General features: G+C 34.5%; 26 protein-coding genes and 1 tRNA gene. 16 read left to right on the forward strand and 11 right to left on the reverse strand.

All coding sequences use genetic code 11. The annotated features are described in order from the left end of the window. From PUH65_RS05885 to mce, 10 genes are all read right to left on the reverse strand, one after another. Positions 1 to 326, reverse strand: a 326-nt coding sequence (locus PUH65_RS05885; protein WP_305518900.1) for a hypothetical protein, incomplete at its 3' end; no start/stop codon positions are given. Then, positions 323 to 1,990 (reverse strand): T9SS type A sorting domain-containing protein, encoded by a 1,668-nt coding sequence (locus tag PUH65_RS05890; RefSeq protein ID WP_290217330.1) that lies wholly within the window; start codon positions 1,988 to 1,990, stop codon positions 323 to 325. The genes PUH65_RS05885 and PUH65_RS05890, both read right to left, overlap by 4 nt. A gap of 408 nt (positions 1,991 to 2,398) precedes the next feature. Then, on the reverse strand, positions 2,399 to 3,568 hold the full coding sequence (locus PUH65_RS05895; RefSeq protein ID WP_290217329.1) for a relaxase/mobilization nuclease domain-containing protein: 1,170 nt from the start codon (positions 3,566 to 3,568) through the stop codon (positions 2,399 to 2,401). Then, complete coding sequence (locus tag PUH65_RS05900) at positions 3,565 to 4,020, reverse strand: special sigma factor (RefSeq protein ID WP_290217328.1); 456 nt, start codon at positions 4,018 to 4,020, stop codon at positions 3,565 to 3,567. Before PUH65_RS05900 ends, PUH65_RS05895 begins: the two co-directional genes overlap by 4 nt. Before the next feature lie 241 nt (positions 4,021 to 4,261). Next, positions 4,262 to 5,128 carry a toprim domain-containing protein gene (locus PUH65_RS05905; protein ID WP_290217327.1) on the reverse strand — a complete coding sequence of 289 codons (867 nt, stop codon included), beginning with the start codon at positions 5,126 to 5,128 and terminating at the stop codon, positions 4,262 to 4,264. A gap of 237 nt (positions 5,129 to 5,365) precedes the next feature. Next, entirely contained in the window at positions 5,366 to 6,526 is a 1,161-nt protein-coding gene (locus PUH65_RS05910; protein ID WP_305518904.1) for a VapE domain-containing protein, read from the reverse strand. A 104-nt stretch (positions 6,527 to 6,630) separates the two neighbouring features. After that, complete coding sequence (locus PUH65_RS05915; protein WP_290217318.1) at positions 6,631 to 6,918, reverse strand: AlpA family transcriptional regulator; 288 nt, start codon at positions 6,916 to 6,918, stop codon at positions 6,631 to 6,633. A 95-nt stretch (positions 6,919 to 7,013) separates the two neighbouring features. Next, positions 7,014 to 7,934: a hypothetical protein gene (locus PUH65_RS05920; RefSeq protein WP_305518907.1), complete on the reverse strand. Its 921-nt coding sequence runs from the start codon at positions 7,932 to 7,934 to the stop codon at positions 7,014 to 7,016. 152 nt (positions 7,935 to 8,086) lie between these two features. Beyond that, a tRNA-Ile gene (locus tag PUH65_RS05925) sits at positions 8,087 to 8,160 on the reverse strand. Positions 8,161 to 8,382: 222 nt separating this feature from the next. After that, positions 8,383 to 8,787 carry a methylmalonyl-CoA epimerase gene (gene mce / locus PUH65_RS05930; RefSeq protein WP_305518909.1) on the reverse strand — a complete coding sequence of 135 codons (405 nt, stop codon included), beginning with the start codon at positions 8,785 to 8,787 and terminating at the stop codon, positions 8,383 to 8,385. A gap of 313 nt (positions 8,788 to 9,100) precedes the next feature. Between mce and rbfA the strand changes: the two genes are divergently transcribed. From rbfA to PUH65_RS05985, 11 genes are all read left to right on the forward strand, one after another. Continuing rightward, positions 9,101 to 9,463 (forward strand): 30S ribosome-binding factor RbfA, encoded by a 363-nt coding sequence (gene rbfA, locus PUH65_RS05935; protein ID WP_305518911.1) that lies wholly within the window; start codon positions 9,101 to 9,103, stop codon positions 9,461 to 9,463. Positions 9,464 to 9,487: 24 nt separating this feature from the next. Further along, entirely contained in the window at positions 9,488 to 10,699 is a 1,212-nt protein-coding gene (locus PUH65_RS05940) for an ABC transporter permease (protein WP_305518912.1), read from the forward strand. Between the two features lie 97 nt (positions 10,700 to 10,796). Next, entirely contained in the window at positions 10,797 to 11,915 is a 1,119-nt protein-coding gene (locus PUH65_RS05945) for an endonuclease (RefSeq protein WP_305518913.1), read from the forward strand. Positions 11,916 to 12,125: 210 nt separating this feature from the next. After that, positions 12,126 to 13,238, forward strand: coding sequence for an endonuclease (locus PUH65_RS05950; protein WP_305518914.1), 1,113 nt, complete (start codon positions 12,126 to 12,128; stop codon positions 13,236 to 13,238). A 196-nt stretch (positions 13,239 to 13,434) separates the two neighbouring features. Continuing rightward, the gene (locus tag PUH65_RS05955) at positions 13,435 to 15,492 is read left to right on the forward strand and encodes an endonuclease (RefSeq protein ID WP_305518915.1); all 2,058 of its coding nucleotides are present in this window, start codon (positions 13,435 to 13,437) and stop codon (positions 15,490 to 15,492) included. Positions 15,493 to 15,600: 108 nt separating this feature from the next. Then, complete coding sequence (locus PUH65_RS05960; RefSeq protein ID WP_305518916.1) at positions 15,601 to 16,368, forward strand: ion transporter; 768 nt, start codon at positions 15,601 to 15,603, stop codon at positions 16,366 to 16,368. 54 nt (positions 16,369 to 16,422) lie between these two features. Then, positions 16,423 to 17,160, forward strand: coding sequence for a shikimate dehydrogenase (locus PUH65_RS05965; protein WP_305518917.1), 738 nt, complete (start codon positions 16,423 to 16,425; stop codon positions 17,158 to 17,160). A gap of 66 nt (positions 17,161 to 17,226) precedes the next feature. Next, a complete protein-coding gene (locus tag PUH65_RS05970; RefSeq protein WP_305518918.1) occupies positions 17,227 to 19,212 on the forward strand; it encodes a DUF349 domain-containing protein in 1,986 nt (661 codons plus the stop codon). Continuing rightward, a complete protein-coding gene (locus PUH65_RS05975; RefSeq protein WP_305518919.1) occupies positions 19,213 to 19,806 on the forward strand; it encodes a hypothetical protein in 594 nt (197 codons plus the stop codon). Between the two features lie 56 nt (positions 19,807 to 19,862). Next, positions 19,863 to 20,885, forward strand: a complete 1,023-nt coding sequence (gene ribD, locus PUH65_RS05980; RefSeq protein WP_305518920.1) for a bifunctional diaminohydroxyphosphoribosylaminopyrimidine deaminase/5-amino-6-(5-phosphoribosylamino)uracil reductase RibD — start codon at positions 19,863 to 19,865, stop codon at positions 20,883 to 20,885. Between the two features lie 2 nt (positions 20,886 to 20,887). Beyond that, on the forward strand, positions 20,888 to 21,493 hold the full coding sequence (locus PUH65_RS05985) for a YigZ family protein (protein WP_305518921.1): 606 nt from the start codon (positions 20,888 to 20,890) through the stop codon (positions 21,491 to 21,493). A gap of 76 nt (positions 21,494 to 21,569) precedes the next feature. Here the strand turns inward: PUH65_RS05985 and PUH65_RS05990 are convergent, their stop codons facing one another. Then, entirely contained in the window at positions 21,570 to 22,277 is a 708-nt protein-coding gene (locus PUH65_RS05990; RefSeq protein WP_305518922.1) for a zinc metallopeptidase, read from the reverse strand. 109 nt (positions 22,278 to 22,386) lie between these two features. On the opposite strand from PUH65_RS05990, the gene PUH65_RS05995 reads away from it, so the two are divergent. From PUH65_RS05995 to PUH65_RS06015, 5 genes are all read left to right on the forward strand, one after another. After that, complete coding sequence (locus tag PUH65_RS05995) at positions 22,387 to 23,526, forward strand: GTP cyclohydrolase (RefSeq protein ID WP_305518923.1); 1,140 nt, start codon at positions 22,387 to 22,389, stop codon at positions 23,524 to 23,526. 6 nt (positions 23,527 to 23,532) lie between these two features. Next, positions 23,533 to 23,709, forward strand: coding sequence for a hypothetical protein (locus tag PUH65_RS06000; protein WP_305518924.1), 177 nt, complete (start codon positions 23,533 to 23,535; stop codon positions 23,707 to 23,709). A gap of 131 nt (positions 23,710 to 23,840) precedes the next feature. After that, positions 23,841 to 24,212, forward strand: a complete 372-nt coding sequence (locus tag PUH65_RS06005) for an NADH-quinone oxidoreductase subunit A (protein ID WP_305518925.1) — start codon at positions 23,841 to 23,843, stop codon at positions 24,210 to 24,212. 40 nt (positions 24,213 to 24,252) lie between these two features. After that, positions 24,253 to 24,810: an NADH-quinone oxidoreductase subunit B gene (locus PUH65_RS06010; protein ID WP_305518926.1), complete on the forward strand. Its 558-nt coding sequence runs from the start codon at positions 24,253 to 24,255 to the stop codon at positions 24,808 to 24,810. Positions 24,811 to 24,815: 5 nt separating this feature from the next. Further along, positions 24,816 to 25,310 (forward strand): NADH-quinone oxidoreductase subunit C, encoded by a 495-nt coding sequence (locus PUH65_RS06015; protein WP_305518928.1) that lies wholly within the window; start codon positions 24,816 to 24,818, stop codon positions 25,308 to 25,310. Positions 25,311 to 25,346: the final 36 nt, after the last annotated feature.

Genomic DNA, 25,346 nt, shown 5'->3' on the forward strand with positions numbered 1-25,346 from the left:
TGATTGATATAACCAGGGATATTTAATGACCACCCTAATCCTACACTAGTAGCGACTTCATTTAATTTTATACCTCCTGTATTATATGAAACAGATAAAGGAATAGTTAAGTTATCAACTTTTATAGTATACAAAGGGATAGAAACATTAACCTTTCCTCTAAATAAATCAATTGAATTCTGTCCTATTTTGGATATTCCATATGTTTCAGCAGTTACTGCAGTTGGAAATATATTTTGAACTGAATTTTCACTTCCATTTATTTGACAATCCGACCAAACACTTTGACATAGCATTAATATAATAATACATAATTTTCTCATCATTTCTTCACAATTTTACTATTCACAACTTTCTTTTCCGTCTTCGCACTCACCACATACACTCCCTGGGGTAAAGCACTTGTATTCATTTTCGTCACGCTATTTTTCGTTTTTATATTTTGAATTACTCTTCCTGTCATATCATGCAGCGCAATCTCAGCTTCGCCATTAAATTCAAACCCAATCTCCACATAACAATAATCCTCCACAGGATTTGGGTAAATCCTTATGTCTTGTTTTTCAATGAGATTATCCAAATCTTTATCACCCAATTTCAAGATCTTCCAGTTCTCTTGTCCCAGTTCTTCGGCACTTGTTCCAGCCAAAAGAAAAGTTCCATCGTTCTGTAATTTAGCAGATACTAAGCGTTCCTCTTTCTTTTTAGATTTGCCCTCTACATGTTTGCGCCATTCTTCTTTCCCTTCATTATTAATATACAGCATCCAGAATTTTCCATCATCGGTTTGTATCTTTTCTTCTGCCTGGGTATAACCGCCAACTAAAAAGCCTTTGGTTTTATTTTCTTTGTCCTTAATCGCATCCATGCTCATCAGGATGTCGCGATTACCAAAATTATAGGAGTATTGCGCCTTTTCACTTCCGTCTTCATTCAGTGCAATGAGCCACAAATCGGTTCCTTCTTTCAAAGAAGGTCTTTTGTTCCCGGATGATTCTGAACGACTTTCTCCTCCAATCACATATCCGTCTTCAGTAAAAGAGAGTTGTCGCAAGTGATCATCGTTTTTGCCACCGAAATTCTGTTCCCATTCCACTTTTCCCGATCGATCTAGTTTTACGATCCAATAGTCGCCTACACCGTAATTCTCAGTCTGTTTTCCGTAAAAATCAACATCAACCGGTTTTGGTTGATCAGGATTTTTGGGATTGTTTTGTGAATTGGAAGGTTTTTGAAGGATTTGTGAACTAATGGTTTGTTTTTTCTTTCCGTTATAGGTTCCGCTGTACGAATAGATTCCTATCAAGCATCCGCCGTCTTTGGTTGGAATCACTTTTTCCACTTCATCTCTATCACTACCACCCAACACTTTTTGGTAGATTAATTTTCCGTTTTTGTCGAGTTTAGAAAGCAGTACATCCGTTCCTCCAAACCCTTGTGAGGACAGATTGGTATTTCCAGCAACAACATAACCTAAATCCAAGGTCTGTATAACCGATCGGGCTTCGTCTCCATACTGAGTGCCGATGGTTTTCTGCCATTCTTCTTCTCCATTTTCATCAATTTTAATGATCCAAATATCCGATCTCCCAAACGACTTTTCTTTCTTATCGATTCCCAAAGTGGAATAAGAAGTCCCGGCAAGCAAAAAACCACCTTCTTTGGTCGCAGTAGTTGCAGCTAAATAATCATGTCGGTTTCCTGAAAAATATTTTTCCCAAACTTGCTGACCTTGCTGATTAAGTTTCATGACATGAAAATCATAACCGTTATTCTGATTAGCTGATCCGTCAGAACTTACCGAAGATATTTTGGAAGGTTGTATCGAACTTCCCGAAACAAGGTATTGCCCATCAATAGTGATGGAAAGTTGGGTGAGAAAATCCTGAGTAGAAGATTTTATATCTTTTTGCCACAAGGTTTTGGTTTCTTGTGCGGAAACCGAGAGTATGGCGAAAAGAAATAACACCCCAATGTAAAGTTTTTTCATAAATTGGTTTTTCAATGGAGAAAAAGTACAATAAATAGTAATACGAAAATCGGGGTATACGACCATTTTCTCTTTATTTCGAAAACAATAACTGAAAAGAGAAGTGTGATTAAGCAGTAACAATCTGTTATTTAACCACATAAGAATGAAAAAAGAAAACCTTAATTTTTATCAGTTTTAAGAAATCCTTTTTATTTTTTATAAACTCCCGGTTGACAAATCAATTTAATTTCTTTTTTCAACCTCTTTAATTCGTTAAAACTCTACCTTTTAACAAAAAAAAGCAGTTAGTTCTAAATATATTTGAAAGAAAAAGAATCTATTGAATGATATGACATCACATAATTTGATATTTATCTGCATATGTAAATATGACTTTTAGAAATTTTAACTAATCGTTATTCTAAATCATCGCCGAGATTTTTTCTTCTTCCTCCACCACTCATCTTCCTGCTGCGAAACATAATTAGGCTTCAGGAAATCTTCTATTGCTTCACTAGCAATTTCTTGTAAACTATCTATCGTTGTTGATTTTACAGTAGTAGTAAAATCGTCTTCTCTATTTCTTATTTCCGAAGGCGCAAATACAGGCTTCAGTAAACTACCAAAAACATTATCAATTGTCGAAAGAGAAAAACCCTGATAGTTTTTAAAAAAGAACCCGTCTTTTTGTGGACCTGTTTGAGAGCGTCCAACTTTATTGATCCAAATATCCTGAATTTCTTTCTTCTGATTTGGTTTAAATTCTCCTTTGTATTGAACTCTCATTTTAAAGCCATCTTGCTGCAATTTTTGTCTGAGATCATTCAAGCTAGTAGCATTTTGTAGATTTTTCCGAACCGTTTGTTTAACCTCAAAAAGCAATTTTATTTCCGAAATTCTCAATTTATTTGAAATTTGAGAAAGCGTGTAACCTGCTTTGTATTGTCGTTCTGTATAAGGATTCTTATCTTTCTCCAGAATGATTCGCATTCCAGAAATACCATCTTTGACATTGGAAGAAAGTTGCACATCAAAACCTTTTGCTTTCATTTTTGAAATTAATTCTTCAAAATTATTGGATGTTCGCAAAGATTCTGTGAGGTTTTTCAACATTTCGGCTTTTTTCTCAATTCCAATTTCAACATCGGTTTTAAGATTTCGTTCCTGGCAAATTTGTCGGACTGCTTCACCAAACCTCTCTCCTATTTTGCGTGATTTTACTGTACATTTCCCATGAATGTTCATTCTATTCACCACAAAATGAATGTGTTTCTGTTTTGTGCTATTATGAATATCCAAACGAAATTGATTTAAGTCCGTAACTCCAACTTTCTTTAATGCTTCAATCGCAATGTCCGTCAATTCTTCATCGGAAAGAGATTTCCCAATTTCTTCCGGTGGAGAAATATATCCGGTTAATGCCCATTTTTCAACATTAGAATTCCGGTCGGCGACGATTTTCATTTCGTGAAATTGATCTTCTGGATTGCTGCTCAAAAGAAAATTTACTGCCGCAAGTTCCGCCATTCCTTTGTCGTTTCCGTTGTATTCCAAAGCGATTTTAGAAATTATTCTGGTTGTTGCTGAATTATTCATTCTTTATTTTTATCATTCATTCTTGAATATAAATATTGACGGATAAGGTCAATAACTTCTTGGATTTCCATCAAAATTCGCTTCTTATTTTGGAACATATTCCATTCTCTATTTCGCAAAAGATTAGTGATCCTGGCAAAATTATTTCCGTAATTTAACAGTGTTTTATCGATTTCAAATTCATTCACTTTTAGTTCTTTTTGCAGGTGAACCATTCTTGAATAGGACGATAATTTCAGATTAAATTCTTTCGCTTTTTTCTGGCTATCTTCATATTCAAAATCCTTCAATCGAAACGAAATTACTTTAGATAATTGCTGTTCAGATTTTTTCCTTAAACCTCCTTTTCGTCCAATTTCTTGGAAGTGTTTTTTTCTTTTTTCAGCATTCATTTTTCGCTCATTTTCTTGAGCCATTTTATCTATAAAATTTTTCAAATTATCTGCTTTCATCTTTTATTAATTTTTAATCTAATTGTATTTCTGACGATAGGAAGAAATCAAAAACTCCCATTTTTACGAAAAAGCAGCACGCGCTTTTTGTAAACATTGGGTACTTTTTGCACTAGCATCCTACCATATTTCACCTGAATCTATTTTACGCACGTTGTTTCAGGTTGCACCTGCGTAAAAAGAACACAGGCAAAAACCTTTTAGAATTTTTTGAAATCATTTCTATATGCTTTTATTTTAATCACCTTCTTCTATATTTTACTTGCCTTTCTTCTGTAGGATTATTCTGGAGCAGCCAATCATTCAAGTCCTTAAAATCAGAATACAAAACCCGACAATCTTCTGCGTTTTTTAGATCATTTTTAATAATTTCAACGGCTCGAGTTCCGGCTTCGTCGTTATCAAAATAAAGTTCAATGTTTTTATAATTTCCGATCTCGTTTTTAATTTTATGAATCATCGAAACGGAATTCAAAATGATATAATCAGAAGTTTCTTTTTCCAGATAATTTTCTACTTTTTTAAAGGAGAGAAAGTCAAAGAAGCCTTCGAAAATTCTTACATCTTTAGAATCGTTTTTTATCGATGTAATATCTTTTTTGTCCAGACAAATTTTTGAATAAGCATTCCTAATTTCATATCCACCAGAATCATTTTTGAAACCGATCCCGAAATAATTTTTATCGTTCATCCGATAATGAATTTCTTCAACCCATTTTTTTTGATCTTCAACATTTCGGCTTTTTAAATAATGTATTAAAGCAGGATGCTGAATTTCTTTGACGTCAATTATTTCATAACCTTTTGGAAGGTTTTCTAATTTTAGATTTTGCTTTTGAAAGGAAAAATTAAATTGTTCCAAATATTTTAATGCATCGCTTACTGAACACTTTTTCACTGCTTGAACAATTGAGATGCTATCATAACTTTTTCCAGTACCAAAATCAAACGCCGTATTCTTAATAAAATCGACTGATAAACTTGGAGTTTTCTCTTCGCGGTCAAGTGCAAAATAAAATGCGGTTCGGGAATTTTCTTTACTCGGGAAAAAAGAAAAACTTTCCAATACTGCTTTGATTGATATATTCTTTGCTTCTGAACAATTCATAATAGTTGTATATTTCTTCTATGTTTTTTGCTAAACTACCTACCTACTTACCAAGTGACTGTTAATCAATTAATTAAAGGCGTTTTTCATGCTTACCTTGATTTACCTACTTACCCAATTTCTTTAAATAGGTAACTTTAGGTAACTTTATTTAATTCTACTTACCTTTATAACAATCTGATATAGAATGATTTAAAACCGTTAGGTAAGTAGGTAGTTTATTTTCTATTTTTAAAATTAATCTGTGGTTTTCAACCGAATTAGGTAACCATAGATTTGTCTTTGCGGATGTTTTACTCTGGGAAATTTGAAAGATGATAATGCTCTCCCGATTTTTAAATGATTTAATCGAATTCCCTGCGTGCTCAAATCTATCATCACTTCGGTCGCAGTCTTGAATTCTTCCAGATTATCGGATGGTTCATAAAACTTGTTGATCATTTCCTGTTCTAAAGTCATCTGCGTAAATCGCTCGTTCCGCTTTTCGTTTTCGGAAATATCTGCTAAAGTCAGTTCCGGATTAAAACCCTTTCTTTTAAAAGCATTGAAGTATGCTTGTGACCAAACTTTATCAATATCGATTTCCATTGAATAATTGAAGTTGATTTTCTCGATCACTTCAAAAATAATCCAACGCACACTCCCCGATTCATCGGTTAGAAAATCCGTTTTGTTAGTAGAACCCACGAAACTGCAAATACGCTCCAAATACTCCGCTTTACGTGCATAGGGAAGCCTTTCGTTGATATGGGTTTTTGAGATAAATGCTTTCAATGAATTGATATCTGCTTTGGCTAAAATCGAGAGTTCATCTAAATTGATAATCAAATTTTTACACAGTTTAATTCTGCTGTCTTTATCCAATCCGATATCTTCCGAGAGATAATTCATTAATTTTCTGGGAATGAAAAATCTTAAATAGGTTGATTTTCCGCTATTTTGAATCGTATTGGCGAGGACTAAACAATGTTTATTTATTTTTTCTTTTTCTAAAGCACATAAAACCGCTCTCGTAAACCACTTCTCCATGTGATACAGAAAAGCATTATCATTATTGGTTTTTACGTAACTACAAAGGTTTTTTATATGATCTTCTCCGTCCCACTGTTCCAGACTTTCAAAATATTCCGAAATGGGATTATATTGGTCAATCAGATGGCTTCTCACCAGGATTTCTAATTTATTGACTGGAATATCAATTCCAGATTGAGCGAGTTCTATAAACAACGAATTCAAGTTGAGATCAGACCACTTTTTATCTGAAGTACGTTTAATTTCGAACTCCAGCGATATGGTATTAAATCTCAAAGAATACTTAGCATTTAGATATTTCAGCGTTCGATCAAATATAGTTTTGCCTACTGTACCAGTTTGATACAGCGTTTTATCTTCCTCCATAAAAGATTAGGTATTTGGGAAGTAGAAACAAATAATTACTATATTTGTACTTCACTTCCAAGTGAAACAATAAATTGAAGCCTGACTACTGCTATAGTTGGGCTTTATTTTTTCTTATGGTTTATAATGAAAGCATCCGCCTCCTGATCGGAAAAAATCTTGTGTTCTGTGATCCAGTTTATAATTTCAGATTTTTTAAAGTAAAGGCTACCATTAGTAGGTTTATAGAATGGAATTGCTCCAGAAGACGTAAGTTTGGTGAGCTTAGAGTAACTCATCCCAGTATACTTAATCAAGTCAGAAGAAGTCCACACTTCTTTAGCATTTAGCGCGCCTTGCTCAACGAGAGTTTTTATCTCGTGAAGTTGCATTTTGATTTCGATTGTGGTCATAATAAAAATTTTAATACCACAAATGTATTAGTGTGAAAGCCGATGAAAGGTACGATAGTTATGTTGCAGAACTTTTATAATTCAAATCAGAACTTTTACAAATCAGATCGGAACTTTGAGAGAAATGTAGGGAGAAATTTATGAGTTTGAAGATGTATACTTCTTTTACTGGGCGAAATTATAGAATCATAATTGATCGGTTTAAAGCCGTTCTTAATTTGATAATAATAAAAGTACTCTGAAATTTTAGATACATCACGTTTCAAAATTGGTTTGAAAGCTTCAAATATTAAAAACCCAACAGTTTTTTGATCGGCAAATAAATAAAGATGGTTTGTTGTTTCCCCATTACTTCTTATATCATTTATAAATTCCTTAAAATATTCAAATTTAAATACGTGTTCAGTTTCTATATTTTGCAAATGAAGCTTCTCTCTAATTAAAGTAGTATCAAAAAAATTCTTATCCTTCAAATGCTCAAATAAAACCTTAATTGATTCATCACTAGCTGGACGATATACAGCAACATTGATTTCCGCTGCATCGGTTATTTTAAAATCAACATCATACTTATCGTCAATTTGAAAAATTTCATTATCGGTCATTTTAGACTTTTCTATGATTTCCACAGAGTCAGTGATTTTATTGACCTTAATACATTCTTTACTTTTGACTGAATCAAAAGTTTCGACCTTATCAAACAATTGATTATTATTCTGTTTGGGTTTATCTTTAAGATCCCTCATATTCTTATAAATGTCTGTTCCACCAACTAAAAGAAAGCCCGGAAGTAAAACAGTGACTAAAATAAAAATTGTCGTTAATAGAAAAATAATCCAGAGAGGCTTAAATAATATTTCGTAAAAGAGGTAATTAAGATAGGTTAAGACGGCAATCATCACAACTAAAATTATCGCCAAAGTAACTTTTGACTTTAGTAAAAAAGTCCAAGCAGATATGCCCTGATATTTTAAATCAAGAATTCGCGAATTAATTTTTGTCAAAAATTTCTCCATATTACGGTCTAAAAATACAACTATTTGCAATTAAATGAAATAAAAATTATCTTTGAAAAAGTGAATTTGTTGTACCTATGTTGTACCTAAGAGAAATTTGAACCCATAAAAAAAGCACCTACATCGCTGTAAGTGCTTGATTTCCAATGTTGTGGCCCCACCTGGGCTCGAACCAGGGACTTGCTGATTATGAGTCAGCTACTCTAACCAGCTGAGTTATAGGGCCTAACTTTATTTCCGAAGAAATACCGTCTCAATTGGTTTGCAAAAATAGCGTTTTTTATAAAAAAACAAAATTTATTTGAGGTTTTTCCTGAGAAAATTGAGATGTTAACTAAGTGAAAGATTTTTTTTAAACGCAAAGACGCAAAAAATTCTTTTACAATTCGAATTTTTTGATTAAACTTCTAACGACGCAAAGACGTAAACTCAAAAAGGAAATTGGCTCTTAAACCGCAGGTTTCTCCTGACACAATTCGATTAAAATTCCGTTCGTAGATTTCGGGTGGAGGAAAACGATGAGTTTATTATCGGCACCGTCTTTGGGTTCTTCGGAAATAAAGATGAATCCGGCAGCTTTTAATCGCTCGATTTCTGCATAAATATTTTCGACCCCAAAAGCGATGTGGTGAATTCCTTCGCCGCGTTTGTCCAGAAATTTTGCGATTGGACTTTCTGGATTGGTAGCTTTGAGCAATTCGATTTTGGATTCGCCTAGTTCGTAGAATGAAGTGGTGACGCCTTCTCTTTCTACAGATTCTTGTTTGTAGTTTTCTTTGCCTAATAATCTGGCGAATAAATCATCGGAAGTTTTTAAAGATTTTACGGCGATACCGAGATGTTCAATTTTCATTATTTTTAGGTGTTAGGTGGTGGGTATTAGTTAATGGTTGATAGTTGATAGTTGATAGTTGATAAAAGTAGAACTTTAGTTTATGGATTACTAGTTTTTTGGTTCTTAGTTTCTATTTATACATGAATGAATTTTTAGACGGGGTTTGCGTGAGGGCGGAGTGCATTGTTGGAGCTCTTTTTCTGTGGCTGGTTTGGCGCTGGCGGAAAAAAGCGACTGCACGTAGACCGACCATTTTTTGTGTTGGCTTTATTGGTGCTGTAAAAAATGGGCACGCCCAAAATAATTCAAACAAAAGTAGTAAATTTGCGCCATGAACGAAAGTAACAGACAAAGAAAAGTCGCCCAAATTATACAGGAAGATTTCGCTGAATATTTCCGCAAACAAGCGTCGGAAAGCAAACAAACTTTTTTAATCTCCGTTTCTGATGTGAAGGTAACGGCTGATTTAAGCATTGCAAAAATATATCTGAGCATTTTTCCGCCAGAATATCGCCAGTCGATTATGAAGGAAATATTGGTGAATAAAACCCAATACAGAAACTTCCTTGGTCAGAAAATGGGGAAACAGGTTCGGATTATTCCGGAATTGAATTTTTATCTGGACACCACTTTGGACGACGTGGAAAAAATTGAAAAAGAATTAAGAGGTGAAGGTGACAACCCGATTCTTTAACCTTTTATAATCCTTTATTTTCTTTTGAAAAACACCTCTTTTTATATCGCAACGCGCTATCTCCTGGCTCGAAAAGGAAGTACTGCGGTCACTTTTATTACGTGGCTGGCTGCCTTGGCGATGTTGGTTGCGGTAGCGGCAATGTTTATTATTATTTCCGTTTTCTCGGGTCTGGAGGATTTGAATCAGGATTTGATTGCGAATCTTCATGCTGATATTACTGTAAAAAGTAAAGAGGGGAAAACACTGCCGAATATTGTTAAAGCCACCAAAATTATCGGTGCGAATCAAGAGGTTGCGCATTTTTCAAAAGTGATTGAGGAGAAAGCCTATATCCGTTTTCGGGAAAATGGGGATATTGCTAATTTACGAGGAGTTGATTCTGCTTACATCTTCGTTAATCCCATTAACAAAAATATTTTCTACGGTACTTATCCGAGTTTTAAATATTCGAATGAAGTTTTAATGGAAAATAAACTGGACAACCGATTGGCGATTCCGGTTGGGGAAGGTGCAAATTACGCCACGATTCTGATGCCCAAACCCGGCACAGGAATGATCAGCAAAGAAGAAGATATTTTTACCACCAGGGAAATATTTGTCTCCGGAGTTTTCCCCGGAAATGATCAACTCGACAATACCATTATTTCGCCGCTTGAATTAGCGCAGGAACTTTTGAACTTACCCAAAAATGCTGCCTATCAAATCGTCATTAAACTGAAAAACCCTGAAAATGCTGATCTGGTAAAAGCCGACCTTTCAAAATTACTGGGCAAAGACTACGATTTAAAAACCAAGAAAGAAGAAAATGCGGCTTTCTGGAAAATGATCAATACCGAAAAACTCTTCATTTATTTGATTTTTGCGTTAGTTATTTGCATCACTACTTTTAATCTTGCAGGTGCCATAATTATTTTACAACTCGATAAAAAAGAGCAGGCAAAATCGCTTATTTCTTTGGGAATGAATTTGAAATCTTTACGTAATATTTATTTCTATACCGGTATTTTAATTGTTTTCTTTGGAATTATATGTGGCTTGATTGTGGGAACGATAATGTGTTATATTCAGATTAACACAGGTTTTTTTAAAGCAGGTTCAAACACGGATTTGGCTTTCCCAGTTCGAATCATCCCAATGAATTATCTTATCGTAAGTGCAACTGCCGGGGTTTTTGGAATTGTAGTGGCACGCCTTTTTTCAAAGGTTAACAAAAGTCATTTCAAAGCGGACTAAACTTCAGTTTATAATAATTAATTTTGAACGCTGAAATCTTTGATTCCTATTTTTAAATTAAGGAATCTTTTTTCAGTTTACTTTAAAAAATGTCCAAATGAAAAAATTCTTTACTTTTTTACTTGCCTTACCTATTTTTAGTTTTACAGTTGCTCAAATTCCTGCGGGTTACTATAACGGCACGGAAGGTAAAACTGGTTATGTTTTAAAATCCAAACTTTATGAAATCATCAGCAGTGGCGCACTCGATTTAGGATACGGCAGCGGAACCGGTGGATTATGGACGACCTATTTCACTTCTGATGTTGATCATTATTATGAAAATAATGGAACTGTTCTGGATATGTATTCTGAAAACCCCACAGGACCAGATGCCTACGAATACAAACTGGGACAAGTTTATGCGGGCGGAAACCAATGCTCAACTGTTGACTTCACTGTAGAAGGAGCTTGTTACAATAGAGAACACAGTTTACCCAAATCCTTTTTTGGCAATGCTGCACCGATGGCGAATGATGCTCATTTTGTAATTCCCACCGATTATTTCGTAAATCAACAACGTTCTAATTATCCTTACGGAGAAACCGATTCTCCCAATTGGACTTCTAAAAACGGAAGTAAAGTTGGCGGCTGCAGTTTCCCGGGATATTACGGAACGGTATTCGAACCTATTGACGAATTTAAAGGAGATTTTGCCAGAATGCATTTTTACTTTGTGACAATGTATCAGGACAAGTTACAGAATTTCGATCGGTTTTATCCGGCAAGCAATCCGATTGATGGCTCTACGGATCGTGGTTTTAAACAATGGTACATTAATTTATTATTGAAGTGGGCAAATCAGGATCCAGTTTCTCAGAAGGAAATCGACCGCAACAATGCGATTTATGCCAGACAGAAAAACAGAAATCCGTTTATCGATCATCCAGAATGGGTAAATATGATTTGGAGTTCTACTCTTTCAAATGCGGAAGTTTCCAGTTTCAAAAAAACGGTTTCGATTTATCCGAATCCGGTTAGAAATGGTCAACTGTTTCTTGCGGGCTATGGTTTAGAAGATCTTTCAACCTTTCAGATTTTTTCCATGGAAGGAAAATTAATTCAAACAGTAAAACAAAATTTTAAAACTGCCAACAAAATCATTTTAAATAATGTACCGAAAGGAGTTTACATTTTGAAAACAGAAACGCAATCTATTAAATTCATTGTTGAATAATCTTTGAATCACGACCAATCAAACCGGCACTTTCTTTAAAGTAGCCGGTTTTTTTTTAGATTTATTAATTATTAATTTTTCAACTTTAATGGTTGTTAAAATTAAATTTCTCCTGATTTTCATTAAATAATCTTAATCTAATAAGTTCAGAAGAATAATTTTTGAGCAGGTATTTTTCTTTAACTTTGCCCCCTCAATTATTTTATGATTATGAAAACATTATTTACTTTTTTTCTTGCACTTACCATCGCAGGGACTTCGCTAGCACAAATTCCGACTGGATATTATGCTGGAACAGACGGCTTAACTGGATATGACTTAAAAACAAAATTAAGCACGATCACTACCGATGGGTCACAGGATTTAGGTTACGGCGGATTGTGGGTGACTTACGCGACGTCAGATGTTGATAAATATTACGAAAACAACGGAACCCTACTGGATATGTATTCTGAAAGACCAGCGGGTCCAGATGCGTATGACTATATCATCGGTTCCTCTGCTGATGGTGGAAACCAATGTGGATCTGCCAACCAAAACAACGAAGGTTTCTGTTATAACAGAGAACACTCTTTACCAAAAAGTTACTTTGGCGGAAAAGATGCGGTCCCTATGGCAAATGATGGTCACTTTGTAGTGCCTTCTGATTATTACGTTAACAGCAGACGTGGGAATTTCCCTTATGGAGAAACTGCGACACCAACTTGGACTTCCAGCAATGGTACTAAAATCGGAACTTCTAATTTCCCGGGATACAACGGAACGATCTTCGAACCGATTGATGAATTTAAAGGAGATTTCGCAAGAATGCACCTTTACTTTATTACCAGATACCAAGATAAACTGACTTCATTTGAACCTTTTCACAGTGCTGAAAATCCATTAGACGGAACTGTTAACAGAGGCTATAAACAATGGTATATTAACTTATTATTAAAGTGGGCTGCACAAGATCCTGTTTCTCAAAAAGAGATTGACAGAAACAACGCGGTCTACGCAAGACAGGGAAACAGAAACCCTTTCATCGATCATCCAGAATGGGTGGGTATGATTTGGACTTCTACTCTTTCCACGACTGAGGTTTCCTCCCTTAAGAAAACACTTTCAGTATATCCTAATCCGGTAAGAAACGGACAATTGCATGTTTCAGGTTATGGTTTAGAAGAGGTTTCAAATATTCAGATTTATTCAATGGATGGAAAATTAATTCAAACCGTAAATCAGAATTTTAAAAATTCAAAGAAGATTATTCTTAAAGATCAAACCAAAGGAGTTTATATTTTGAAAGCCAATAATCAATCTGTAAAATTCATCGTTGATTAATTCAAAAATCTTTTAAATACAAGCCGGCAATTATCTATAATGTGCCGGTTTATTATTTTTAAAAAATGATTCTCATCAGTCTGTTAATCGATATAAATGAATTTTCTTTTTCTTTTTAACCTAACACTTATCATACCGCTATACTTTTAATTGAAGAAATTTTATCTAACTTTACCCTCCCAATTTAAATAAGAATATGAAAAAGATCACTACTTTATTGCTTGGCTTTTTGTTTTCACTAACACTAGCCCAAGTTCCTGCCAATTATTACGATGGCACAACTGGTTTAACCGGTGCCGCTTTAAAAACAAGACTCAGCACAATTATTTCAGCTGGAGCACAGGACAAAGGCTATGATGGCCTTTATGATGCTTATCCTACCACAGACAGCGATAGTTTTTATGAAAATGATGGTTCTGTTTTAGACATGTATTCGGAAAACCCGAATGGCAGCGATCCTTACAATTACAAACATGGAATTAAAAAATGTGGAAATTACAAAAACGAAGGTGATTGTTATAATAGAGAACATGTAATTCCACAAAGTTTTTTTGGTTCAAAAGCACCAATGGTTTCAGACGTTCATTTTATCCGTCCAACCGACGGAAAAGTAAATGGAATGCGTAGCAACTACCCTTTTGGAATGGTTTCAAATCCAGCATTTTTATCAAAAAACGGAACTAAAGTTGGTCCAAATACTACCCCTGGTTATACGGGAACTGTTTGTGAACCGATTGATGAATTTAAAGGGGATATCGCAAGAATGGTTTTCTATTTTGTAACCCGATATGAAAGCAGACTTTCAGGATTTTCTTCAGGAGGAATGTTAGGAAACACCGCATATCCAGGTTTAACAGAATGGGAAAAAAATATACTCTTAACTTGGGCTGCACAAGATCCAGTTTCGCCAGCAGAAATTGTAAGAAATAATGCCTCGTTCGTTTTCCAAAAAAACAGAAACCCTTTTATCGATCATCCAGAATGGGTTGCTGCAATTTGGGGAACTCAGGTTGTTGATACAGAAGCACCTTCTACCCCAACCAATTTGGTCTTAAACTCTACTTCAACTGCTTCAGCAAATTTATCTTGGACTGCGTCAACAGATAATATCGCCGTAACGTATTACAAAATATTTGTAAATGGCGTATTCCATAGCAACTCGCCTACCACAACTGCGACTGTATCAGGTTTATTACAAGGCACAGCTTATAGTTTTTATGTAGTTGCTGCTGATGCTGCGGGAAATGTTTCAAATCCAAGCAACACTGTTTCAGGAACGACATTAACTGATAATGAGGCTCCAACCAACCCAACTAATTTAAGCGTGACCTCGATTGGCACCAATAATATTGAAATTCAATGGACTGCCGCTACAGATAATATTGGTGTAGATTCTTATAATATTTATGTGAACAACCAGTTAATGGGTTCGACCAATACTACAACATCCAATGTTTCTAATTTAGATCCTGCAACAACGTATTCAATTTATGTAGTAGCAAAAGATGCAGGTGGAAATGTTTCTGGACCAAGTAATACGGTTACAGCCACAACCAATAACATTGGTTTAAATTGTGGTGATGAGAATTTCGATTCAATCCCAACAGGAACAACTTCTTACTCCACGTATAACTGGACGAGCAATGGTATTTCCTGGACTTCAGAAGATTCCAGAACAGACCAAACCCTTAATGGAAAAGCATTGATGATTAGAAATGGATCATTAACTGCACTATCTGCTCCAAACGGTATCGGAAGCCTTACGGTTACTGTTCAACAAAAATTTAAAGGTTCCGCAGGAAAATTAAATGTTTTGGTAAATGATGTAATTGTAGGAACCGTTTCTTACACAGAATCAACTGGAACAGAAGGAACTGTTACAACCACAACCATTCCTAATATTAATATTGCAGGAAATGTAGAAATCTCCCTTGCGAACCAAAGCGCAAACACGAGAATTGTAATTGACGATTTGAAATGGACTTGTTACGCAGGATTAGCAACAGGGGAAAATACAGTTCCGAAATCTAACTTAACGATTTATCCAAACCCAGTGAAAAATGGGGAATTGAATATCAACGGTAAAGATTTAAATAAAATAACCACCGTTCAGATTTTTGATTACAGCGGAAAAATGGTTCAAAGTATTTCTCAGCCTTTCAAAAACAGCAATAAGATCATGCTCAAAACTTTACCAAAAGGAGTTTATATTTTGAAAGCAAATCAGCAAACTGCAAAATTCATAATTCAATAAAAATCTTTTAAATACTTTTTTAAGACTGATGGTTTTCATCAGTCTTTTTTTTATTAAGAAATATTCATATTTGCAAAACTGATATTAGTCTTTAAAAACTCATTACAAATGTTAAAGAAAGAGGTTTACGACTTCATTAATGAAGATTCTTGGTTTCAAAAGTTTATTTACACTTTAATTATTTTAAATGTATTCTCCCTACTTCTCGCTTCTTATAAAGAAATTTTTACGGAGTTTAAGGTGTTTTTTGAACTCTTCGAAATTTTTTCAGTGATTATATTTTCAATCGAATACGTCTTAAGATTGTGGACTGCAGAATTACATTTTGAAAAAGGAACAGGTTTTTCTAAGAGGTTAAGATTCAGTTTATCAACTTATGGTTTAATCGATTTAATTGCAATTCTACCATTTTATCTTCCATTATTCTTTCCATTTGACTTGCGCGTTTTACGAATTCTGCGGTTATTCCGTTTGCTTAGAATATTCAAACTTGGTAGATTGTCTAAATCTTTACAAACCATTATGAGCGTTCTGAAAGATTCAAGATCAGAATTATCACTCACTTTATTTGTCGCCTTTATCCTACTGATCTTATCATCTACCTTAATGTTTTATGTTGAAAATGACGCACAACCAGACAAATTTGAAAACATTGGACAATCGCTTTGGTGGTCAGTCGCAACGCTAACAACTGTTGGTTATGGTGACATTTATCCGATTACTCCTTTAGGAAAACTATTAAGTTCCGTGATTGCCATTATCGGAATTGGGGTTCTTGCTTTACCTACAGGGATCATTAGTTCTGCATTTATTAACAGGTTAGAAAAGGATAAAATCAAAGAATGTGAATGCCCAAAATGTGGCACTAAATTTTAAAAATAAAATACACTCAAACCTCATTACTAATATATCTTTGTTTAATTTTGAACCATGGATCAACACCTCAAATTAGGACTCATCGGGAAAAATATTTCCTATTCTTTTTCTAAAAATTATTTCGAAAATAAGTTTAAAAAACTATTTCTAAAAAAAAACACTTACGATATTTTTGATCTGCAGGATATTGCTGAAGTGGAACAAATTTTCAACGATCCCAATATTAACGGTCTTAACGTAACCATTCCTTTTAAAGAAAAAATAATTCCCTACCTGGATGAGTTGAGTGACGAAGCCGAAAAAATTGGAGCAGTAAATACGATTCTCATTAAAGACAATATAAAGAAAGGTTTTAACACCGATGCTTTTGGTTTTGAGAAAACGCTTTTACTCCATAAAAAAAACCATCATCAATCCGCCTTAATATTAGGAAATGGCGGTGCGGCAAAAGCAGTAAAATATATTTTAGAAAAACACGGAATCTCATTTCAAACCGTAACCAGAAGTGGAGATTTGAATTTCGAAAACCTTACCGAAGATATCGTACGAAAAAATCCATTGATTGTTCAGTGCACGCCAGTTGGGACCTTTCCAAATGTTGATAACTGCCTGCATTTTCCGTTTTCTGGTTTGACTTCGAAACATTTGGTTATCGATCTTATTTACAATCCAGAATATACATTATTCCTAAAGAGGGCGGCTGAAAATGAAGCAAAAACAGCGAATGGTTTTTATATGCTTGAACAACAAGCAGAAAAAGCCTGGGAAATTTGGAATGTTCAAAAAAAATAAGTTAATTTAGTGCACGGTTTATATGTGAAAATAAACCACCAAAAAAAACTTAATAAAAAGACTGCTATGATTACAGAAGATTCACTTTCTGAGAACCACGAGAAAGAACCTATCAAACAGGAAATTCTAAACGAAACACCCTCTGAAAACCCAACTGCATCAAAGGAAGAAACTCCAGTAGATCCGGTTATAGAAGAGCCCCAGGAAACTGAAAACGTAGAAGAAACTCCGACAGACGATGCACCAATTGTTGAAGAACAGCCTTCTGAAGAACCTAAGGTAAAAGTTGATGAGGTTTCTAAAACAGAATCTAAAAAAATTGTTTCAGAGAAACCAGCAGAAAAAGAAGAGGAAGAACATCATGAAGAGGAGTTAGAAAGTGTGAACAACCTATCGTTAAATGAAGTCTTAAGCGAAATGGAGGCCATTTTAAATAAAGAAGACGCTGGCGCACATTTCAGAAAATTCAATCAACTGAAAGAAGCAGCAAATCATTTGATCCATGATCAAACCGAAGATCTAAAAAATGAATTCGTAGCGGCAGAAAATCCGGTGGAACTTTTTACCCATCAACATCCTTCGCAAGCCAAACTTTCTGGCATCCTGAACATTTATCGTGAAAAGAACGATGAATACCACAAAAAGCTTGAAGAAAATCACCATAAAAACTTAGAGCATCGTCAGAATATTATTGATAATCTTAAAAATCTTTATACCAATACCGAACCTGGAACCAATCTTTTCAAAGCAATTCGAGAGATTAAAGAGGACTGGAAAAACGCCGGACAAGTTGCTAAATCTGAATTTAAATTACTGAATAACAACTACTTCCATCATTTAAATCAATTCTATCAAATGCTTGATTTGAACAAAGAATATATGGAGCAGGAATTTGCACATAATTTAGAAAAGAGACAGCATATTATAGAAAGAGCCAAAGTATTACAAACGGAACCTTCTGTGCAAAAAGCATTGAATGAGTTGCAATATTTGCATAAACTTTGGAAAGAAGAAGCGGAACCAGTGGCTGAAGAATTCAGAGAAAAAACTTGGGACGAATTCAAAGAAATCTCCAATAAAATTCACGATAGAAAGTCTGAACTGACCGAGCAAATCGAAAAAGAACAAAACGAAAATTTGATTCGCAAGAATGAAATTATCGAGGAGATTAAAAAAATGGTTGTTGATGCCAAAGAAAGCAATCATAATTACTGGCAAAACGCCATTAAAAAAGTGGAAGGATTGCGTACGGAGTTTTTAAAACTCGGAAATGTACCAAGAAAAGTTTCTAATCAAAACTGGAACGAATTCAAAGAACATCTTCGTAATTTTAATGTTAAGAAAAATGAATTCTATAAAGGCTTAAAGAATTCGCAACAAACAAACCTGGACGAAAAATTGAATCTGATCAAAACAGCCAAAGACAATATGATGTCTGAAGAGTGGGAAATCACGGTTCCATTATTTAAAAAATTACAGGAAGACTGGAAAAAAATTGGACACGTACCAAGAAGTATGACCAATAAAGTTTGGGATGATTTCCGAGAAGCTTGCAATACTTTTTTCAATAATTACAGAGAGAAAAACAATACTGCAAACGATAACTGGAAAGAAAACTTTAAGAATAAAAAACAACTTCTTGAAGAATTGAAAGAAATCGGTAACGAAGAAGGAAGCGTTGAAAAAATCGAGAAGATCAAAACAAAATGGAATAATATCGGTAAAGTTCCGAGAGAAAAAATTACCATTAATACGGAGTTTAATAAAGTACTTCGGGATAAACTGAAACTGAACAAAATTCATGAATACGACTTGAGAGAAGAAGGACTTTCTGAAAATCAAGTCACTGATAAAGCGAGAAAAATTAAAAATCAGATTGCTGATCTCGAGGCTGAAATCGTGAAAATGGAAAACAACCTTGGATTCTTTAGCAATCCTTCTCGTGAAAATCCATTGCTTAGAGAAACGTACGAGAAAATCGATGATAAAAAATCACAACTCGAAAGCATGAAACACAGTTTGCACAGTATCCTCATTGGCGAAAATCAATAAATGATGTTTAAAAAAATATTCCTTCTCCTATTCATAAGCACTTTATCTTTTGTTAAAGCGCAGGACAACGTTCCGGATTTGTTATCAATTCCCGGTCCGATTGAATATGACGGTACAGAATATTTTTTATCATGGAGCAAACCAATGTCGAAAACGCTTTTTCGCCAGCAATACTTGCCAGCCGATGAAAGAATTGAAGATTTTGTACAACTTTTAGATTTCTCTTTTTTCAATAAAGAAATAGAAATGGAATTGGCGGTTCGTCAAAAAGTGGAAGGAATTCAACAAAGAGCAAAAACTGATAAATTTGCGAAAGTAAACGTTATTGAAAGTCCCGACGGTTCAGAATATATCGTGGATTATTTTATATCTGAAAGTCCTGAAAAAGGAGATTCTTTTGTAGAATATAATGTTTACCGTTTCAAAAATTACAATACCGGTACTGCAAAAAGTTTCTTGATTTTAGCCCATTCAAAAAGAATGTATGGTGATTTAAAATCCTCCGCAAAATCATTGGCAAGACAAAGAGATCATTTGCTTACAACCATGATTGAATTCAAAATTCCAGAGATTAAAGTTGCCGTTACCAATTAATTTATAATTATAAAAAATAAAACACTCGGCAATTTGTTGAGTGTTTTTTAATTCAAATGAACCACGAAACTTACATGCAACGCTGCCTTGACCTGGCACAAAAAGCTTTAGGCAAAACCTATCCAAATCCTTTGGTGGGTTGTGTTATTGTTCATAACGATGTAATTATTGGTGAGGGCTTTCACAAAAAAGCAGGAGAAAATCACGCCGAAATCAACGCGATTAACAGTGTGAAAAATCCTGAATTACTGAAGGAATCTACGATTTATGTTTCGCTGGAACCCTGTGCTCATTTTGGCAAAACTCCGCCTTGTGCAAATAAAATCGTGCAAATCGGTTTTGAAAAAGTGGTCATCGGAACATTAGACTCACACGATAAAGTCAATGGGAAAGGGAAACAGATTATAGAAAACGCAAGAATAGAAGTTGTTTCTGGAATCTTAGAAAAAGAATGTCAGGAAATAAACAAAAGATTTTTTACTTTTCACCAAAAGAAAAGGCCTTTTATTATTTTGAAATGGGCAGAATCAGGTGATGGATTTCTAGATAAAGATTATGAACCAACGCAAATTGGAAATCCTTTGACCAAGCAATTCGTACATGAATTAAGATGTCAGGAACATGCTATTTTGGTTGGAACAAAAACCGCTTTAATTGATAATCCAAGTTTGACCACGCGGGAAATTGTGGGTCGAAATCCGGTCAGAATTCTAATTGATTTTGATTTAAAAGTTCCTGCAACTTTCAATTTATATAATAATGAAACGGAAACGATTATTTTCAATTCTGTTAAAGAAACCATTGAAGGAACTATCAAATTCATTAAAATAGAAAAAGAAAATTTCTTAAAAACTTTAATGCAAAAATTATTTGAACTCCAGATTCAATCAGTTATTATTGAAGGTGGAAGTTTTACTTTGCAACAGTTCATTGATTCTAAACTTTGGGATGAAGCGATCATCATTAAAAATGAAAATTTACAATTACTCAACGGAACCAAAGCCCCGAAACTGAATGCTGAAAAAATCGAAACGAAAGAATTTCGAGACAATACTATTGAGTTCTATACAAATCCTTAATTATGGAGTTTTCATTTGACACCATAAAATCTCCTGTCGAAAATATTCTTCTGAAAGAAAAAGGAAGCAAATTCATCGGCTTTGCCTATCCTGTAGAAAATGAAAAAGAAGTGAAAGATGCTTTGGGAAAAGTGAAAGATGACCACCCAAAAGCGACCCATCATTGTTATGCTTTTCGCTTAGGAATCACGGGTGAAAATTACCGTGCTAATGATGACGGAGAACCTTCTGGAAGTGCTGGTTTACCAATTTACAATCAATTGCTCGCAAACAACGTTACGCAAATTTTAGTCATCGTTGTTCGATATTACGGTGGTACGAAATTAGGCGTTTCGGGACTGGTAAAAACATATAAAGAAACCGCAAAATTCACTTTAGAACAGTGCGAAATTATCACCAAAGAATTACAATCTGAGTTGGAAATTCATTTTTATTTTAATCAACAGAATGTAATTTTCACCTTGTTTAATAGATTCGGCGCGAAAATTATCGATTTTAGAACTGAGGAAAAATGCACGATTTTAGCAAAACTGAAAACCTCTGAAAAAGAAAACATCTCAGAGCAATTGTCTGAGATGCAAAATATTTCTTTTGAATTTTTCGATTGAGAGGATTAAACCTCCATCGTAATCAATAAATCGTTCAAACTGAACTTGGTTCTTTTTACTTTATACCTGGCTTTTTTTAATCGCGTCTTCCCATTAACATAGAAGCCCAATAAAGAAGTTGTGCTAATGAACCCAAAGCCGCAACCACATACGTTCTGGCCGCCCAAGTTAATGAATCTTTTACACCAACATATTCTTCTGCTGTAACTGTTCCTGTATCCTTTAACCATTTCATAGCGCGGTTACTTGCGTCATATTCTACTGGTAAAGTGACAAAAGCGAAAAGAGTCGTCATTGCAAACATCGCAACACCAATTGCCAGAACAGTAGTATTACCATTTGGATTTTCGAAAGTTCTGGTTGCCCCCATTAATACGATACCTCCAATTAAAACAAACTGCATTAAGCGAGAACTGATATTCACCACGGGAACTAATTTTGAACGCAATTGCAACATTGCATATCCGCGGGCATGTTGAACCGCATGTCCACATTCATGAGCTGCAACCGCAGCAGCCGCAGCATTTCTTTGCATATAAACTCCTTCTGATAAATTAACTGTTTTGTTTGCTGGATTATAGTGATCGGTCAACTGACCTGGAACTGAAATTACCTGAACATCATTAATACCATTATCTCTCAACATTTTTTCTGCGACTTCTTTACCCGACATTCCGTTTCGCAAATGTACTTGCGAATAATGCTCGAATTTCGCTTTTAATCTGACTGAAACCAACCAACTCACAAGCATCGAAAGCCCAATAATTACATAATAACCTGTCATTTTTTTATACTTTATATATTTTAATAAACGTCTTTACACTAATAAAAAGCGTGCCAAAGTTTTTAGTTTTGGCCGAATGAATTATCTTTGTTTTTTCAAACTAAAATTGATGAAAGAGATTACGATTCTTGAAGTAAAAACCGCTGATGATTTAAAAAAATTCATCAGATTCCCGATGGAACTCTACAAAAATAACAAAAATTATGTTCCACCATTAATTAATGATGAAAAAAACATTTGGAACCCTAAAGAAAATGCGGCTTTAGACTATTCTGAATTCCGAAAATTTCTTGCTTATAAAGACGGAAAAGTCGCAGGCAGAATTGCGGTGATGATTAATCATAAGGAAGTAAAGGAATTGGGAATCAGCAAGGTTCGATTCGGATGGCTGGATTTTATTGATGATCTGAATGTTTCAAAAGCCTTGATTCAAAAAGCCATTGACTACGCCAAAGAAAAAAAAATGTCTCAAATTGAAGGCCCAATGGGATTTACCAATTTAGATAAATCTGGAATGCTGACAATGGGTTTTGACAAAATTGCAACCATGATTGGTTTGTATAATTTCGAATATTACCCGCAACATTTAGAGAAATTAGGTTTAGTAAAAGAAAAAGAATGGGTAGAATTTGAACTGGACTTTCCGGAAGTTCTTTCTGAAAAAGTTCTGAAATTCAGCAGCCTGATTGCTGAAAAATATAAATTACGTGTTTTAGAATTTAAGACCAAAAAAGAGATTCTTCCTTATGTAGAACCTATGTTTAGGTTATTGGATGAAACGTATAGAACGCTTTCGACCTACACGCCAATTACCGATGAGCAAATTAAAACGTATCGGGAAAAATATTTCAGTTTCATTGATAAAGATTATATCGTATGTATTGTTGATGAACATAATGAACTTATTTCTTTTGCCATCACCATGCCTTCTTACTCGAAAGCATTACAGAAAGCAAATGGCAAATTATTCCCTTTTGGATGGTATCATTTTTTACAAGCCGGCAAGAAAAATTTACGGGCCAATTTTTACCTGATCGGAATTCATCCAGATTATCAAAGACGTGGTGTAACTTCACTTATTTTTAAAGAAATCTGGCGAAACTTCAGTAAAAAAGGCGTAAAAATTCTGGAAACAAATCCGGAGTTGGAGGAAAACAAAAGTGTGCAGGTTCTATGGCAAGATTACAATCCTGTAAATCACAAACGCCGTAGAACGTATTCGATGGAAATTTCGAATGACGAAAACTAGTAGACCATGAAGAAACAACTTTATATTTACGCAGCGCTGATCATAATATTCATCGTTTACAACCAGTTCTTTCAACTGACAGACAATCGATTGAACGAAGCGATTAACATCCTGTTTGCGAGTGTCTTATTTTTATACATTGGCTACCTGGCTTATTTACTTTTAAAAAAACTAAAAAAATAGCAGTCAAAAATAGTTGTTTTTACTAATTCTAAATTAGAAAATTAAAACCTTTAGATCACATTTCAAGGATTGAAATTTCACACTTACATCTTAATTCATTAAATTTGCATGATTAAGAAAATAATGTAAAGATGAATCTTCCCGAAAATTATATCCCGATTATTATTCAGATAGCAGTTTCTGCAGGTTTTGTTTTGCTTTCCATCTTAGGAACTCATTTTTTAGGGCCAAGACAAAAGTCGACCTCCACCAAAAAGAATGAAAGTTTTGAATGTGGTGTAGAAGTAGAAGGAAATGCAAGAACTCCCTTTTCTGTTAAGTATTTTTTAACTGCAGTACTCTTTGTATTGTTCGATATCGAGATTGTTTTCTTCTATCCTTACGCGGTTAATATCCGCGAATTTGGAGTTGAAGGTTTCTACGCAGTGCTTACCTTTATCTCTGTGTTTTTCATCGCTTTCATCTACGTATGGAAACGCGGTGCACTCGATTGGGATAAATAGCCCAAAAATTAAGTCTTTAGTAACTTTAAGAAAAATTAAAATGTCTGATAATAAACCAGTAATTAGAATGGATGCGGAAGCACCAGAAGGTTTTGAAGGAGAAGGATTTTTCGCCACCAAACTCAGCAGTGTGATTGGTTTGGCAAGAAAATTCTCACTTTGGCCATTGCCTTTTGCAACTTCATGCTGTGGAATTGAATTCATGGCAACACTTAATCCAACTTTCGATGCGTCAAGATTTGGGATGGAAAGAAACTCTTTCTCCCCAAGACAAGCAGATATGTTAATGGTTTGCGGAACCATTTCAAAAAAATTAGGTCCTGTTTTAAAACAAGTATATACCCAAATGGCAGAACCAAAATGGGTTGTGGCAGTTGGTGCATGTGCTTCAAGCGGTGGTATTTTCGACACGTACTCGGTTTTACAAGGAATTGATAAAATCATTCCAGTTGACGTTTACGTTCCTGGTTGCCCGCCAAGACCTGAACAAATTATTGAAGGTGTAATGCAAGTTCAAGCACTTTGTGAAGGTGAAAGTATTCGCAGAAGAGACCTTCCAGAATACCAACAATTATTAGCATCTTACGATATAGATTAATAGAAATGACGAACGAATTTGTTTTAGAAGCAATTACCAGAGAGTTTCCGGAATCTGTAATTTCGCATGATACCCCTTATGATTTTTTAACTTTAGAAATAAAGAAGGAAGATATAAAAAAAGTGATTCATCATTTAAGAGATTCTTCACTGCAAATCAATTTCCTAACGGACATCTGTGGAATCCACTATCCTGAAACTCCAGAAAAAGAAATCGGTGTGATTTATCATCTTCATAACATGATGACTAATTTCAGAATTCGTTTGAAAGTTTTTATGACCCGAGAAAATGCAGAAGTAGATTCTATGACCGACTTGTACGCTGGTGCAAACTGGATGGAAAGAGAAACTTTTGATTTTTACGGAATTAAATTTAAAGGACATCCGGATTTACGAGTAATCTTAAATATGGAAGATTTGGGATATCACCCAATGTTGAAAGAATATCGTTTGGAAGATGGTACCAGAACCGATAAAGACGATAAAATGTTCGGAAGATAATTAGTTTAAAGGAAATCCTTTTTACTTAAAGTCAAA

The sequence above is a fragment of the Kaistella sp. SH40-3 genome (genome assembly GCF_030686865.1).
Lineage (GTDB): Bacteria > Bacteroidota > Bacteroidia > Flavobacteriales > Weeksellaceae > Kaistella.

Bases quoted from the DNA above. Each gene is read 5' to 3' on its own strand.
- PUH65_RS06015 (WP_305518928.1), top strand. From the start codon at position 24,816: ATGACGAACGAATTTGTTTTAGAAGCAATTACCAGAGAGTTTCCGGAA.
- PUH65_RS06005 (WP_305518925.1), top strand. From the start codon at position 23,841: ATGAATCTTCCCGAAAATTATATCCCGATTATTATTCAGATAGCAGTT.
- PUH65_RS05945 (WP_305518913.1), top strand. From the start codon at position 10,797: ATGAAAAAATTCTTTACTTTTTTACTTGCCTTACCTATTTTTAGTTTT.
- PUH65_RS05895 (WP_290217329.1), bottom strand. From the start codon at position 3,568: ATGAATAATTCAGCAACAACCAGAATAATTTCTAAAATCGCTTTGGAA.
- PUH65_RS05995 (WP_305518923.1), top strand. From the start codon at position 22,387: ATGAAAGAGATTACGATTCTTGAAGTAAAAACCGCTGATGATTTAAAA.
- PUH65_RS05975 (WP_305518919.1), top strand. From the start codon at position 19,213: ATGATGTTTAAAAAAATATTCCTTCTCCTATTCATAAGCACTTTATCT.
- PUH65_RS05950 (WP_305518914.1), top strand. From the start codon at position 12,126: ATGAAAACATTATTTACTTTTTTTCTTGCACTTACCATCGCAGGGACT.
- PUH65_RS05915 (WP_290217318.1), bottom strand. From the start codon at position 6,918: ATGACCACAATCGAAATCAAAATGCAACTTCACGAGATAAAAACTCTC.
- PUH65_RS05900 (WP_290217328.1), bottom strand. From the start codon at position 4,020: ATGAAAGCAGATAATTTGAAAAATTTTATAGATAAAATGGCTCAAGAA.
- PUH65_RS05970 (WP_305518918.1), top strand. From the start codon at position 17,227: ATGATTACAGAAGATTCACTTTCTGAGAACCACGAGAAAGAACCTATC.
- PUH65_RS05965 (WP_305518917.1), top strand. From the start codon at position 16,423: ATGGATCAACACCTCAAATTAGGACTCATCGGGAAAAATATTTCCTAT.
- mce (WP_305518909.1), bottom strand. From the start codon at position 8,787: ATGAAAATTGAACATCTCGGTATCGCCGTAAAATCTTTAAAAACTTCC.
- PUH65_RS05960 (WP_305518916.1), top strand. From the start codon at position 15,601: ATGTTAAAGAAAGAGGTTTACGACTTCATTAATGAAGATTCTTGGTTT.
- PUH65_RS05905 (WP_290217327.1), bottom strand. From the start codon at position 5,128: ATGAATTGTTCAGAAGCAAAGAATATATCAATCAAAGCAGTATTGGAA.
- ribD (WP_305518920.1), top strand. From the start codon at position 19,863: ATGAACCACGAAACTTACATGCAACGCTGCCTTGACCTGGCACAAAAA.
- PUH65_RS05920 (WP_305518907.1), bottom strand. From the start codon at position 7,934: ATGGAGAAATTTTTGACAAAAATTAATTCGCGAATTCTTGATTTAAAA.
- PUH65_RS05990 (WP_305518922.1), bottom strand. From the start codon at position 22,277: ATGACAGGTTATTATGTAATTATTGGGCTTTCGATGCTTGTGAGTTGG.
- PUH65_RS05890 (WP_290217330.1), bottom strand. From the start codon at position 1,990: ATGAAAAAACTTTACATTGGGGTGTTATTTCTTTTCGCCATACTCTCG.
- PUH65_RS06010 (WP_305518926.1), top strand. From the start codon at position 24,253: ATGTCTGATAATAAACCAGTAATTAGAATGGATGCGGAAGCACCAGAA.
- PUH65_RS05955 (WP_305518915.1), top strand. From the start codon at position 13,435: ATGAAAAAGATCACTACTTTATTGCTTGGCTTTTTGTTTTCACTAACA.
- PUH65_RS05985 (WP_305518921.1), top strand. From the start codon at position 20,888: ATGGAGTTTTCATTTGACACCATAAAATCTCCTGTCGAAAATATTCTT.
- PUH65_RS05910 (WP_305518904.1), bottom strand. From the start codon at position 6,526: ATGGAGGAAGATAAAACGCTGTATCAAACTGGTACAGTAGGCAAAACT.
- rbfA (WP_305518911.1), top strand. From the start codon at position 9,101: ATGAACGAAAGTAACAGACAAAGAAAAGTCGCCCAAATTATACAGGAA.
- PUH65_RS06000 (WP_305518924.1), top strand. From the start codon at position 23,533: ATGAAGAAACAACTTTATATTTACGCAGCGCTGATCATAATATTCATC.